Consider the following 12892-nt stretch of genomic DNA (forward strand, 5'->3'; position numbering starts at 1 on the left):
GCATGACCGACGTCGAGTTCCGCGACCTGTCGAAATCCTTCGGGCAGCACAAGATCCTCGAGAACATCAGCCTCGATATCAAGAGCGGCGAGTTCGTCGTCCTGGTCGGCCCGTCCGGCTGCGGCAAGTCGACCTTGCTGCGCATGCTCGCCGGCCTGGAGACGATCACTTCCGGCGATCTGTTGATCGGCGGCGTGCGCGCCAACGCGCTACCGCCGCAGCAGCGCAACATCGCCATGGTGTTCCAGTCCTATGCGCTGTTTCCGCATCTGAAGGCATCGGACAATATCGGTTTCGGCCCGAAGATACGCGGCGAGACGCGCACGGCAATCGATGAGAAGGTCAAGAAGGCGTCCGGGGTCCTCAATCTCTTCTCCTATCTCGACCGCTATCCCCGCCAGCTGTCGGGCGGCCAGCGCCAGCGCGTCGCCATGGGCCGCGCCATCGTGCGCGAACCGTCTGTGTTCCTGTTTGACGAACCGCTGTCCAATCTCGACGCGCAACTGCGCGTGCAGATGCGCGTCGAGATCAAGGCTCTGCACCAGCGGCTGAAATCGACGATCGTCTACGTCACCCACGACCAGATCGAGGCTATGACCATGGCCGATCGCATCGTCGTGATGGACCGCGGCAGGATCCAGCAGGTCGGGGCGCCGCTGGAGCTCTATGACAGGCCGGCCAACAAGTTCGTCGCTTCCTTCCTCGGCTCGCCGTCGATGAGTTTCGTCTCGGGTTCGCTCAAGACGACGCTTGAGAAAACCTGGTTCGAATCGGCCGGCGGCGGGCGGCTGGCGCTTGCCGGCAAACAGGTGCCGGCGGACAGCGCGGTGGAGGCCGGCATCCGCCCCGAGCATTTTGTCATCGGCGAGGCTGTCGACGCGATGGCGATCAGGGTGGATGTCGTCGAGCCCACCGGCTCCGAAACACATGTCTATGGCGCTATCGGTGCTGATACGGTACGCGCCGTGTTCCGTGACAGGGTGCCGGTCAGGCCGGGAGACCTGCTGCCGGTCTCGGTCGACCCCGGCAACATCCATCTGTTCGACAAGGCGACGGGCCTGCCTCTATGAAAATATCAGCATGAAGACGCCGGCCGACATCATCACGCGCCTGCAGCTGATGTCGCAGGACGGAACGAAGTCGGATCGCAAGCTGGCCGGCTTCGTGCTGGCAGACCTCGACTTCGTTTCCAAGGCGGCGATTTCGGAAATTGCCGCGCGCGTCGGTGTCAGCGAGCCGACGGTGACGCGGTTCTGCCGCAACCTCGGCTGCGAGGGCCTGCGCGACTTCAAATTCTATCTGGCGCAAGCCATCGCCATCGGCGGCCAGTATCTGTCGCCGGAGCCGTTGAGCCGCGATGCCCGCGAACAGCGCATCGCTTCCGCCATCACCGAAGCGGCGATATCGGCCATCCAGCGCGCCAGCGAAAACCTCGACATGACGACGCTGGTCGCCGTCGCCGCACGCATCGCGGTTTCCGGCAATGTGCTGTGCATCGGCTCCGGTGGCATTTCGTCGATGATGGCGACCGAAATGCAGAACCGGCTGTTCAGGCTTGGCGTGTCCGTGCTGGCGCAAATCGACGGACAGTTGCAGCGCATGTACGCCGCCGTCGCCACCCCCGACACCACGCTGATCGCCTTCTCCGTCTCCGGCTATGCACGATCGGTCATCGATGCGGTGCAGGTCGCCCAGCAATATGGCGCCACGACGATCGCCATCACCCCGCCGGACTCCGCGCTCGCCAAGGTCGCCGACACGGTCATCCATTTCCAGTCGCTGGAAGACGGCAATATCTACAAGCCGACATCGTCGCGCTATGCGCTGCTGTCGATCGTCGACATGATCGTCACCTCGGTCGCCGAGACGCGCGGACCAAGGGTTCTGGAAAATCTGCGCCGCATCAAGCAGAGCGTCAACACGTTGAAAGTTGACGATCCGCGTTTGCCGCTGGGGGATTGACCCCATTGCGAGGCATCAGGAGCCGAGCCCCTCGATGCTCGTCGCCAACATCGCCGGATCGCCAGAAACGCGCACGGTTTTCAGCCGGGAGGTGCCGCCGGCGACAACCGAGACGGCGGACCCCGGCACGCCAATCGCCTTGGCAATCAGCTTTTCGAGCGCATGATTGGCGGCGCCGTTTTCCGGCACGGCGCGGACGCGCGCTTTCAGATGGCTTCGCTCGTCCGCCGTGGTCTCGATGCCTTCGAGCCTGTCCAGCGCAGCCTTCGGCGTCAGCCGGACAAACAGCTCGACGCCATCATCGCGCAGGCGAAACGGCGCGCTCATACGATCATCGGCCTCACAGGACCAGAGGCGCCACACTGGTCAATATGAACTGCCGCAGGAAGAACAGGATCAGAAGCAGGATGATCGGCGAGATGTCGATGCCGCCAAGGTCCGGCATGAAACGGCGGATCGGCCGCAACGCCGGTTCGGTCAGCCGATAGAGCATGTTGCCGATGGAACCGACGAACTGATTGCGCGAGTTGACGACGTTGAAGGCGTAAAGCCAGGAAAAGATCGCCGATGCGATGATGATCCACCAGTAGAGGTCGAGCGCCATGACGATTGTCTGAATGAGGGCGAGCATGCCGGTCTCCAATTGTTGCCGACATGTAGCCATTGCACGCGAAACCGGCAAGGGCCGCCTGCCACGGTGCGCCGGTACGGCTGCCAGGCCACTGGATTTCGGCAAACCTCCGCCTTGACAGGAAACCGCGGCGCCCGATAAATGCGCCCATCCGCTGGACGGGGCTGTAGCTCAGCTGGGAGAGCGCGTCGTTCGCAATGACGAGGTCAGGAGTTCGATCCTCCTCAGCTCCACCAACGGATTTAAAATCATAGCCTTAGCAATGGGATTTCGCTGGTGGGACAACCAAGTGAGCCATTGCTATGCGCATGCCCGCCTACCTGTCACGGTCCCGGCACGGAATCTATTATTATCGTTGCCCCATACCTAGATCGTTGCACCCCAAGGGGGTTGCGACAGCTATTCGGTTCTCTCTTGGTACTACGGATCGTCGTGAAGCATTGCTAATAGCGCACGGTCTCAGCTACCTAGCCCCTCAGCCAGGGCGCAAAGGGGCAAAGACACAGATGGACTATGCTGAGTTCCGCAGCATCCTTTCTGCCCATTTCAAGGGAGTACTAGAGGCTCAGAAACAAGCCATCAGGGAGAACGGGCACCTATCCCCGCTTGTGATATCGAGTTTCCAGCACGCTGTTGCAGGCGCGCGCGTTCCGACCGCCGAGACCCTCAAGGAAGCAGCGGAGGTAAATTTTCTCGACAACTTTATGCTGGATCAGATTCTACAGGAGTTTGGGCAGTCCACAGATTTGCCGAATGAGACAAAACAAATGCTCATTAAGGAATACCGGCGCGCGAACGGCGCGTACTGCCAAGCCGTCCTAGACTATGACGCCACGATCAATGCCTACGATTTTGAGACACGAGACGATAAGGTCTCAGCACCTTCCGTGACGCCAGCTTCACCTGCTCGCATTTCACTCGCGCAATTGGTCACTGATTTTTGGAAATACGCCAAGCTCGAAGAGCGCTGGATACCCAAAACAGAGGGGGAGAAGCAGGAACATATAGACCTGTTGTATGAGGCATTGGGAAGTGACCGAGACGTTGCAGGCGTAGGTCATGCAGAGGCGCGCATAGTTCGGGACATTCTCACCCGCTACCCCGTCAACCGGAACAAGCTTCGCGAGACCAAAGGCAAAACGTTAGACGAATTGGCCTCGATGTCGGGGCTCCGCACCTTGCACACATTGACCATCAACAAGTACATGCAAACTTACAAGGCGCTTTTCAATTGGGCGAAGCAGAACGGATATAGCAAGGAGAACCCGTTCTCGGGGCTTTCCATCCGAAACAGGAAGCTGAATGCAGAAGCCCCTCGGCTCCCATTCCCCACAGCCTTGTTAGAGACGATACGCGACGCCCTTTTGGACAAACGCAGAAACCTACAGGATCACCATAAGTGGGGGTCTCTGATTGCCATGCACTCGGGTGCGCGGCTGAACGAGGTTGCACAACTCCACCTTGAAGACATCAAAACCGTAGATGGTGTGCTGTGCTTTGACATCAACGGCTCTGGGCCAACCAAGAAACTCAAGAACGCAGCCTCCAAGAGGGTCGTTCCGGTCCATCCTCGCCTGATCGAATACGGGCTTCAGACATACATAGATGCAGTGCGCTCCAAGCCAGGAAACACCCGTTTGTTTCCTCAATTCAGCTACACCAAGTCGGACGGTTATGGCCGGAATCTGGGCAGATGGTTCAATGAAACCTTCCTCCCAGACCTCGAACTCAAAACGAAGCAGCTAACGTTTCACAGCTTGAGGCATTCAGTCGTTGGGCAGCTTATTGCAGCTGAGGTAAGTCAGGCACACATCATGGCGATAGTCGGACACGAACCTGGCACCACCACTCTCAGTACGTATAATCGCAGTGGGTTCCCGCCGAGCCAGCTTCTATCTGCATTGGAGAAGGTTCTCTAGGGATCAATCCGAAGGGGGTAGCTGTCGCAACCTGCACAACAGCGCCTCCACATCAAGGTCGATGATAGCGGCAATATCCAGCAGCTCGACTAGGTCGATACGGCGCTCACCGCTCTCAATGTTTGCTATGAAAGGCTGATGCCGTCCGAAGGCCTTGGCTACCTGCGCTTGAGACAAGCCCTTCGAACGCCGCTGCTCAGACAGAGCCGTCGCAATCATCAAATGACGTTTGGAGTGCAACGACTTCGGCATGGCCCGTTGACGACACGTTCAACAGGCGGGTAATCCGAAAATCAGATTATCCAAAAATCGGATATCATTGCGGACTGACGCATACGCCGTCGCTGCGGTCGGCAGGGCGCAGAGGGAGAAATGATGGATACCTTGCTCACGCTGATGGCAGTCGCTGCCGTGGCATACTTTGTGTTCACTAGGATCGCAAAGCGTCCAAATCGACAGCCAGTTACAGCTACTGGTACCGCCGCTGACTACTCAGATTGGTTTGATCGGTTCGCCATTTATTTCGTGGCCAAGGAACTGCGCATGTCAGGCGGCATGAGCATGCCTTCGTCAATAATGCAAATCCTAGAAGGAGCTGTTCCCTCAAGCCTGCAGCAAAGTCTCCTGGTGTCTCTCAACCTGTATCTGTCCTACGATGCCCAGAGAGACAAAGTGCCAAGTGACTATAACAAGGCTCTGCAGGCGCTCCGCAGTGTCCTACGATCAGAATTTCGCAGGGTGCGCAGTCGGGAGGCTATAGAGGCATACGTTCGCGACGATCACAGGCGAGCTACAGGATCGGAACTCTCCGACGTCGAAAGCAAACAGATCACGGATCAGCTTCTACAAGCAATAAAGGCTAGCGAAGATGGCGGCACTAAGATATATTCTTCGGTTTTAAACGTACGGTTTCAAAGACTCTTCGCAGAATCACACAACAGAACTCTAGATGAATTCACTGAAGCTGTGTACAAACATTACGAAGATTCAGTTTGTTCTTAGTCACCATACAAATTCCCGCTCCCTTTTTTGCAGGGAGCCCCAAGGAGAGGCCTTGCGCCCTACAGGGTCCGGTTGGAGCTTGGGGGCTGCAAAACCGCTCAGCGAGCCTGTGTGGCGGCGTGACGGCAGGTTCCGCGCCCCTACAGTCCCCAAGCTTGCAACGCGAACTCCGCCTGGTCGGGCGCGGCCCTAATTCGCAAGACCGATTGCCTTGTGATCCCGACGATGTTTGCAATCGCACTCGTTCCAGTTCCTTGAGAGAGCAGATCCCGTACACTCAGAAACTGCGCTCGGTCATAGCTGGGCTTCCTACCCTTGTAGCGGTCAGTCGCCGCCTTGGCATGATCAATGCCAGCTCGTTGCGCTTCTTTTGTTGCTTCAGCTTGCGCTTGCGCGGTAGCGGCCATAAACCCAATCAATGCGTCTCGTACAGCTTGCTGCATAGGGTCGGTTGTGGAGCCATCAAAAGTCATGTTGTTGATAACGGTGCGTATCACGACACCTCTGCGCATGAATTCTCGGATGGCATCGGATACGTCTTGGTAATTTCTCCCCAGCCTATCGACCCATCGCACAACAAGCTGGTCTCCGCTGCGTAGAAGGTCATAGAGCCGCCTTCCTTCGGGCCTGTCTCGCAGTCGTGACGTCACACCAGACACCCCATGATCTGCTATCACCTCATCGATCTGGAAGCCCTGCTTGCGAGCATGCTCCTCCTGATGCGCAAGAGCTTGATCAGCTGTGGATACGCGAGCATAGAGGAACGTCGTCACGGTTAAGCTCCATTGTCCGTAAGGGTACTGTCCGTTGATACGCCTGTCCGTTGATCATTGTCAACCCTTACGTACATAGAATCCGTGAAGCCAATGTCTGTACGCTAGACTATACCCTAACGAGCTGACCTAGTTGCGATTGTCCTGGGCGCAGGGTAGCTACAACGGGTAAGTTGAAAGGGAGGGGTCATGATCTTCACAAAGTTAGGGCTGGCCATTGCATGGCTGTTAGTGGTCGTTAGCGGCCTTAGAGTGGTTGCCGCCTTCTCCATCGCCTACACGACAGGTCAAGCTACAGCTCCCAGATACTTCGGATCAAAAACCACAGGTGAGGTTATCGATCAGGGCCTGCTGTATCTCTTGATTGGCGTCGCTCTGGGCATAGTGGCCGAGATAAGCCGATCGGTTGCAGTGAAGGCCGAACTCAGAAAGCAGAACCTTGAGTAGGCGTCTCGTTAGCATAGCCTAGCGGCTCAAGCGGGGCCTGCAGCTCACGAGCCATACCCTGTTAGCTCGCCTATGATATATCTATCTAGTTACCACCATGTTCTAGCTGGCAGCGTAGGCCCAAGCCGAAGCGGACTGCTAGCATGGATGCTATGATAGCTTATAATATCTATTGGTATTATATTAATATGTTATGCGGACTTCTAGTACTATATTATGTTAGTATTTACTGTTATATTTATGATTATACTACCTATCATATGTATTGGTATCATAGGTTTCCATATATTATCATGACCTCTTGGTATGATAACTATTAGTGTATCATTGGATTATATATGATCATACTATCCTGTATCATATCTAGATGGTTCAGCTATCTTACTACTGTCAACTGATACCAGGCCGACTTAGTATCCGGCTCTTACACCAGATATCTGAGCCAGATCATGCCGGCTTCGCTTTAGGTCCATATAGGGAGTACAAGCCAGTGGCTCATATACAAGGCAATTGTTCAAGGGTATCGGCCCCCCATACGCGTCCAATCAGCCTGTGGCTGACGATCTAAGATTTCCAAGTGAGGCACCGCGTCTAAGAGAGCGACTAGGCACCCCATGGGGGAAATACGCTTCCTTGGTTGTATTGATAGGCCCGTGAAAAATTTCGTCGTTTGTGGCTTTTAGAGACAACATCCACGCCAACCGGCGTCGGCTCTGACCCTTCCGCCATCAAGGCCGAAACGCTTCTCGAAACAGACCATTTGGCACCTGCCACCGTCAGTGGGTCAACCTGCAACTGCCGTCTTGCTGTCCTTTCGAGTGCGTTTGCGTACCACTATGCTGCCCATGCCAGCTAGCCCTTGCCTTAGGCTATTACGGACACGGGGATAGATGGACGCAAAGGTACGCCGATAGCGAAGTCCTACAAAGGCACACCAATAGGTACAGGTCTCGGGTCGCGTGGGATGGCCTTTGGGACACTGAGGTGCCGCCTATGGGGGACCCGAACGCCTGAGCCTGGTTTGATACCCCTGCGAAGAATTGTTTACCAAATAGCTCGCCAAAGAGTGGAAAAGTCGATTGACTACGGACACCTTGATGATCGGCTGACAAACGCGCCGCTATGGAATAGTTAGAGGTAGCCCTCCAGGGCTCAGAAGCCGCGAGAGAGGTTAGCGACTTGTTCCCAGATGTTGCTGCGCTTCAGTCTGCGATCCTAAGCCGCAATCCAACTGAGTTCGTATCTCACTACATATTCGAGCCTATTCCGTTTGCCTTCGCGTCGGACATGGAAGTGTGGGTGAGTTGGAAAACACTGCTCGCTAGGGGTTTGGATGTGGACCCCCACGACATCGTCTTGACCGGTAGTGCAGCAATAGGATTCAGCTTGAATCCCTACAAGCATTTCTCGGCCTTCAGCAACGAATCCGACATCGACTGCGGTGTTATAAGTCCATACCACTTTGACCTTGCATGGCGTCACTTACGGCAACTCAGACCCTCGTGGTTGTCGTTGCCAAGCGCCAGCAGGAGAGCCATCGAAAGGCATCGAACAAACTATGTGTTCACCGGCACAATCGCGACCGATAGCATCCTACCGATCCTGCCATTCGGCGCGATTTGGCAGGGCGCCTTGGAGACTATGGCAGGACAAATTCCAACGGAAGGTCGCGATGTGAAGCTAAGAATCTACAAGGACTATGATGCGCTGCGCCAGTACCAAGCTTTTAACATTGGTAATCTAAGAGCAAAGATATTGTCCGACACCGAAGAACAAACGGCTATTGCGACTGAGGGTTGAGATGAACGACGCTGATCATTTCCTGCATACAACGCATCGTACCGTGTCATGGTTCAATAAGACTTATACGAACGGGGAGCTGGAGCTATCCGCGCCCTATCAAAGAAATCCGGTGTGGACACCGATCCAACAAGCTTACTTGATCGATACGATCCTTCTCGGTCTTCCAATACCCGAACTGTACATGCAGGACGTCGGAAACGAGCACGGAGAAGAGAAGCACATAGTGGTGGATGGGCAGCAACGCATACGCGCCGTCCTAGACTTCTTGGGTGGCACCGTACCTTTGGACGGAGAGGAAGTCTCTCGATCATGGCGCGGCCTAAAATTCGACCAGTTAGGCGCGATAGAGAAGAAGACTATATTTAACTACAAGTTTGTCGTAAGAATTTTACCAAACATGAGTGAAGAAGAAGTACGAAAGATATTCGCCAGACTTAATCGCAATGTTGTGGCTCTCAATGATCAAGAGCTACGAAACGCGACATACTGGGGACCGTTTATCAAGTCCATCCAATTGATGGCGGATCAGAACGAATTTTGGGCAGACGCAGGGATCTTTTCTGCTAACGACCATCGACGGATGATAGACCATGAATTCATAAGCGAGCTTGCCATAGCATTCTTGCACGGACCTCAGAACAAGAAGGACAAGCTAGACGATTACTATAGGATTTACGAGGAGTCCTATGAAGATCGCGAACGAGTTGAGAGCGCCTTTAGGAAAGCTACCGACGAGATCGCTCAGATGCTTCCGAGACTGAAGAGCACACGGTGGAGAAAGAAGTCTGACTTTTACACGCTGTTTCTAGAGGTAGCTGCCAGAGCAGACCAGCTTCCTTGGGCTCGAGACATGCGCGATAATCTCGCGATGCGGATCACTGATTTTGGTGATCGCGTTACAGAGCTGCTGACACTCGACGAAGATACGTGGAAAGACGTAAACGACGACACTGTCAACTATGCCAGAAACGTGTCACGAGCGGCATCAGATAGGGGAAGTCGCGTGGCTCGGACCAAGGCGCTACGCAACTATGCATTTCCCGAAGCAGCGTTGCCAAACGAGGAGGAGACACTGCGTCTGCTGTGATGACCAATCACTGCAGATGTCACGCAAGCGGCCAATGGGGACTGAGTAGCACAGATGACGCCGCAGACATTCATATCCAAGTGGCAGAACTCACAGCTTAAAGAACGTGCGGCTGCACAGGAGCACTTCCTCGACCTTTGCCACATGCTCGGCGAGCCAACGCCAGCCGAGGTTGATCCCACAGGCAAGGACTACGGTTTCGAAGTTGGCGCTTCCAAGTCGACAGGCGGAAACGGATTCGCGGATGTCTTCAAGCGCGGCCACTTTGGGTGGGAATATAAGGGGACACAAGGGAACCTAGATACTGCCTACGCCCAGCTTCAGCGTTACGCCGTTGCGCTCGACAACCCGCCACTGTTGATTGTCTCAGACATCGGTACGACCATCCGTATCCATACGAACTGGACAAACTCCGTCTCCAAAACCTACGAAATCTACATTGCCGACCTTAGTGACCCAGAAAAACGGGGTTGGCTAAAGTCGGCACTATCCGACCCAGAGGCATTGCGCCCACAGAAGACCCGGCAGGAGCTCACAGAAGAGGTTGCCGGCGAGTTCGCTAACCTTGCCCGCTCTTTACGTGATCGCGGTCATGTCCCTGAGCAAGTAGCACACTTTATCAACCGGCTGGTGTTCTGCATGTTTGCGGAGGACGTTAAACTCCTGCCTGACATGATGTTCACTCGTATGCTGGACCGGGCAATAGAGGACTCTAACGAGTTTGAGAGCTTCGCCCGCGATCTGTTCGTTGCAATGAAGTCGGGCGGGCGCATCGGGTTTGAGAAGGTCGCGTGGTTCAATGGCGGACTGTTCGACGATGACCTTGTGTTCGCGCTTACCAAGGATGAAATCAAGCTCGTCCATCGCGCCGCGTCTCAGTACTGGGGCGACGTTGACCCTTCCATTCTTGGAACACTGTTTGAGCGTGGACTAGACCCTGACAAGCGCGGTCAACTCGGAGCGCACTACACCGACCGGGACAAGATCATGATGATCATCAATCCGGTTATTGTGGAGCCTCTGACCGCTGAATGGGAGCGCGCCAAGGCCCAGATAGAGGGTCTAATGGCAAAGGCCGCCAGCTCGAAGGGATCAGCATACACGCGCGCTCGCAATCAAGCGCAAAGCCTCTTGGAAGTCCATCTGAAGCGGTTGAAGGACTTCCGGGTACTCGACCCTGCATGCGGCTCAGGGAACTTCCTGTACCTCGCGCTACGGTCATTGAAGGACCTCGAGCACAAGGCCCAGGTCGAGGCCGAGGCATTGGGGTTGCCTCGCGGCTTTCCGCAGATCGGCCCAGAAGTCGTCCGAGGCATCGAACTCAACCCCTATGCAGCGGAGCTTGCTAGGGTCTCGGTGTGGATCGGCGAGATACAGTGGATGCTGAAGAACGGCTTCGCGGCTGGTCAGAACCCTGTCCTGAAGCCGTTGGAAACGATCGAATGCCGAGATGCGCTACTGACACACGGCGCAGACGGCTCGTGGACCGAGGCCGAGTGGCCTCGAGCAAACGCGATCATCGGGAACCCGCCGTTTCTTGGTGCAAAGTCGATGAAGAGGTCCCTCGGCGTAGAAGAGACGGAGCGCATTCGAGCTATCTTCGCAGACCGCCTACCCGGGTTTACTGACCTTGTCTGTTACTGGTTCGAAAAGGCGCGCGCAGCAATCATTGAGGGGCGTACAGAGCTAGCCGGTCTTGTAGCTACGAACTCAATTGCCAAGAACACCAATCTCCCGGTCATGCGCCGAATTACAGGGGACCTGACGATAGTTGACGCATATCCGGATGAACCCTGGGTCGTAGAGGGGGCCGCTGTTAGGGTTGCACTGATATGCTTTGCCAGGAGCGCAAACGTGTGGCGCCATCCGAAATTGAACGGCCATGATGTTACCGAGATCAACGCTAGCCTCACATCAAGTCTGGACTACAGCACGGCTAGTCGTCTTGTCGACAATCGAGGTCAAAGCATGCTCGGTATTCAAAAGAGCGGTCCGCTAGATATTACCGGCGTGCTGGCACGAGAGTGGTTGCTTGCGCCGGCTAACCCAAACGGGCGTAAAAACAATGAGGTGTTGAAGCCATATTGGAATGGCGATGACCTAACGGGCCGTCCTCGCGATATCTGGCTTATCGATATCCCTAAGGACGAAACAGAACACGAGGCGTCGCTTTGGGAGTTGCCCTACCATTACCTCAGCACCGCATTGTACGACGAAAATGAACCCAAAGCAGGAACACTCAGGCAGGTTAGACAGCTGGCCCGAGATGAACATGCACGCATAGGATGGTGGAAGCCCTACTGGCCGAGACCTGAGATGCGGAAGCGTATCGAAAGGCTTTCGAGATACATCGTCACAGCAGAGACCGCTGAGCATCGTATCTTCATCTGGCTATCATATCCGGTTCTACCGGACAAAAATCTCATCGTATTTCCGCATGACGACGAGACGATGTTTGGCATATTGCAATCAAGAATACATGAGTTGTGGGTTACGGCTATCGGCAACCGAATCGGTGCGGGTAACCAACGTCGGTACAACAACATTACGTGCTTTGAGACATTTCCATTTCCTGATGGACTGACACCAAGCGACAGACATCTATACGAGTCTGAACTTCGAGCGGTAGCAATAGCAAGGGCTGCAGAGCGCCTGCACAAGCTTCGTGAAAACTGGCTTAATCCTGCCGACCTCTTGAAACGTGAACCGGAGGTAGCGACCGGCTACCCTGAACGTCTTACCCCTGTCAGCGAAGAAGCCGCTTGCAAGCTCAGAGAGCGGACCCTGACCAATCTCTACAACCTGCGTCCTGCGTGGCTTCAATACGCCCACGACGAGCTAGATAAAGCCGTGGCGGCTGCCTATGGCTGGCCCGCAGATTTGTCAGACGACGAAGTGCTCAGCCGGCTCTTTGCGCTCAACCAAGATCGCACACTGCTGGCGGCGACAGACACTGGGAATGGGGATGGCTGATAGCGACCCTAGCGCTATTTGCCCAAATACCTCTCCTAGTATGTAGTGATGCATCGAAGGGAGGCATTGTGTCTCCCTACCTCGCCAAGAGCCAAGCGGCATATTGCTTTGAGACGATGGTGGGTAGCCCTGTCATTCCCACCAACTTGCAAAAACATCCTGCTGCTATTAGGTGAGACACATAGGTGGGACATTTCGTTCCGCTTCCCGCTACAGACCCTTTGTACGCAAGGCTTTGCAGATCGTGGTGGACGCCCTCCTCAGCTCCACCAGCGGATTAATTCCTCGCTCTCCG

Annotated in this window: 12 protein-coding genes, 1 tRNA gene and 1 pseudogene; 10 read left to right on the forward strand and 4 right to left on the reverse strand. The window is 55.2% G+C overall.

Annotated features, from left to right (window positions below; translation table 11 throughout):
- Window positions 1-2 precede the first annotated feature (2 nt).
- Both LB559_RS18160 and LB559_RS18165 read left to right on the forward strand, forming a co-directional pair.
- Window positions 3-1070, forward strand: coding sequence for an ABC transporter ATP-binding protein (locus tag LB559_RS18160; RefSeq protein ID WP_127367716.1), 1068 nt, complete (start codon window positions 3-5; stop codon window positions 1068-1070).
- A 10-nt stretch (window positions 1071-1080) separates the two neighbouring features.
- A complete protein-coding gene (locus LB559_RS18165; protein WP_013528979.1) occupies window positions 1081-1962 on the forward strand; it encodes a MurR/RpiR family transcriptional regulator in 882 nt (293 codons plus the stop codon).
- A 15-nt stretch (window positions 1963-1977) separates the two neighbouring features.
- On the opposite strand, the gene LB559_RS18170 is transcribed toward LB559_RS18165, so the two are convergent.
- Together LB559_RS18170 and LB559_RS18175 are read right to left on the reverse strand one after the other, a co-directional pair.
- Window positions 1978-2289 carry a DUF167 family protein gene (locus LB559_RS18170; RefSeq protein ID WP_127367801.1) on the reverse strand — a complete coding sequence of 104 codons (312 nt, stop codon included), beginning with the start codon at window positions 2287-2289 and terminating at the stop codon, window positions 1978-1980.
- 13 nt (window positions 2290-2302) lie between these two features.
- The gene (locus LB559_RS18175) at window positions 2303-2593 is read right to left on the reverse strand and encodes a YggT family protein (RefSeq protein ID WP_013528977.1); all 291 of its coding nucleotides are present in this window, start codon (window positions 2591-2593) and stop codon (window positions 2303-2305) included.
- 160 nt (window positions 2594-2753) lie between these two features.
- Here LB559_RS18175 and LB559_RS18180 point away from each other — a divergent pair.
- The 3 genes and pseudogenes from LB559_RS18180 (at window position 2754) to LB559_RS18185 (ending at window position 4512) form a co-directional block, all read left to right on the forward strand.
- Window positions 2754-2829, forward strand: a tRNA-Ala gene (locus LB559_RS18180).
- 72 nt (window positions 2830-2901) lie between these two features.
- Window positions 2902-3042 (forward strand): annotated as a pseudogene (locus LB559_RS33185) (DUF6538 domain-containing protein); the annotation flags it as partial.
- Window positions 3043-3099: 57 nt separating this feature from the next.
- Window positions 3100-4512 (forward strand): site-specific integrase, encoded by a 1413-nt coding sequence (locus tag LB559_RS18185; RefSeq protein WP_224674646.1) that lies wholly within the window; start codon window positions 3100-3102, stop codon window positions 4510-4512.
- Window positions 4513-4515: 3 nt separating this feature from the next.
- Here the strand turns inward: LB559_RS18185 and LB559_RS18190 are convergent, their stop codons facing one another.
- Window positions 4516-4764 carry a helix-turn-helix domain-containing protein gene (locus LB559_RS18190; protein WP_224674647.1) on the reverse strand — a complete coding sequence of 83 codons (249 nt, stop codon included), beginning with the start codon at window positions 4762-4764 and terminating at the stop codon, window positions 4516-4518.
- A 123-nt stretch (window positions 4765-4887) separates the two neighbouring features.
- On the opposite strand from LB559_RS18190, the gene LB559_RS18195 reads away from it, so the two are divergent.
- Complete coding sequence (locus tag LB559_RS18195; protein WP_224674648.1) at window positions 4888-5514, forward strand: hypothetical protein; 627 nt, start codon at window positions 4888-4890, stop codon at window positions 5512-5514.
- A gap of 140 nt (window positions 5515-5654) precedes the next feature.
- Here LB559_RS18195 and LB559_RS18200 read toward each other — a convergent pair whose 3' ends face one another.
- Complete coding sequence (locus LB559_RS18200; RefSeq protein WP_224674649.1) at window positions 5655-6287, reverse strand: recombinase family protein; 633 nt, start codon at window positions 6285-6287, stop codon at window positions 5655-5657.
- Between the two features lie 189 nt (window positions 6288-6476).
- Between LB559_RS18200 and LB559_RS18205 the strand changes: the two genes are divergently transcribed.
- The 4 genes from LB559_RS18205 (at window position 6477) to LB559_RS18220 (ending at window position 12597) form a co-directional block, all read left to right on the forward strand.
- Window positions 6477-6734 (forward strand): hypothetical protein, encoded by a 258-nt coding sequence (locus tag LB559_RS18205; RefSeq protein WP_224674650.1) that lies wholly within the window; start codon window positions 6477-6479, stop codon window positions 6732-6734.
- 1179 nt (window positions 6735-7913) lie between these two features.
- Window positions 7914-8534 (forward strand): hypothetical protein, encoded by a 621-nt coding sequence (locus LB559_RS18210; RefSeq protein ID WP_224674651.1) that lies wholly within the window; start codon window positions 7914-7916, stop codon window positions 8532-8534.
- A gap of 1 nt (window position 8535) precedes the next feature.
- Complete coding sequence (locus tag LB559_RS18215) at window positions 8536-9624, forward strand: DUF262 domain-containing protein (protein WP_224674652.1); 1089 nt, start codon at window positions 8536-8538, stop codon at window positions 9622-9624.
- Window positions 9625-9678: 54 nt separating this feature from the next.
- Window positions 9679-12597 (forward strand): class I SAM-dependent DNA methyltransferase, encoded by a 2919-nt coding sequence (locus LB559_RS18220; RefSeq protein ID WP_224674653.1) that lies wholly within the window; start codon window positions 9679-9681, stop codon window positions 12595-12597.
- The last annotated feature ends 295 nt before the right edge of the window (window positions 12598-12892 follow it).

The sequence above is a fragment of the Mesorhizobium sp. BR1-1-3 genome, assembly GCF_020165455.1.
Taxonomy (GTDB): Bacteria; Pseudomonadota; Alphaproteobacteria; order Rhizobiales; family Rhizobiaceae; genus Mesorhizobium; species Mesorhizobium ciceri.

Bases quoted from the DNA above. Each gene is read 5' to 3' on its own strand.
- LB559_RS18190 (WP_224674647.1), bottom strand. From the start codon at position 4,764: ATGCCGAAGTCGTTGCACTCCAAACGTCATTTGATGATTGCGACGGCT.
- LB559_RS18220 (WP_224674653.1), top strand. From the start codon at position 9,679: ATGACGCCGCAGACATTCATATCCAAGTGGCAGAACTCACAGCTTAAA.
- LB559_RS18175 (WP_013528977.1), bottom strand. From the start codon at position 2,593: ATGCTCGCCCTCATTCAGACAATCGTCATGGCGCTCGACCTCTACTGG.
- LB559_RS18170 (WP_127367801.1), bottom strand. From the start codon at position 2,289: ATGAGCGCGCCGTTTCGCCTGCGCGATGATGGCGTCGAGCTGTTTGTC.
- LB559_RS18195 (WP_224674648.1), top strand. From the start codon at position 4,888: ATGGATACCTTGCTCACGCTGATGGCAGTCGCTGCCGTGGCATACTTT.
- LB559_RS18215 (WP_224674652.1), top strand. From the start codon at position 8,536: ATGAACGACGCTGATCATTTCCTGCATACAACGCATCGTACCGTGTCA.
- LB559_RS18165 (WP_013528979.1), top strand. From the start codon at position 1,081: ATGAAGACGCCGGCCGACATCATCACGCGCCTGCAGCTGATGTCGCAG.
- LB559_RS18205 (WP_224674650.1), top strand. From the start codon at position 6,477: ATGATCTTCACAAAGTTAGGGCTGGCCATTGCATGGCTGTTAGTGGTC.
- LB559_RS18185 (WP_224674646.1), top strand. From the start codon at position 3,100: ATGGACTATGCTGAGTTCCGCAGCATCCTTTCTGCCCATTTCAAGGGA.
- LB559_RS18160 (WP_127367716.1), top strand. From the start codon at position 3: ATGACCGACGTCGAGTTCCGCGACCTGTCGAAATCCTTCGGGCAGCAC.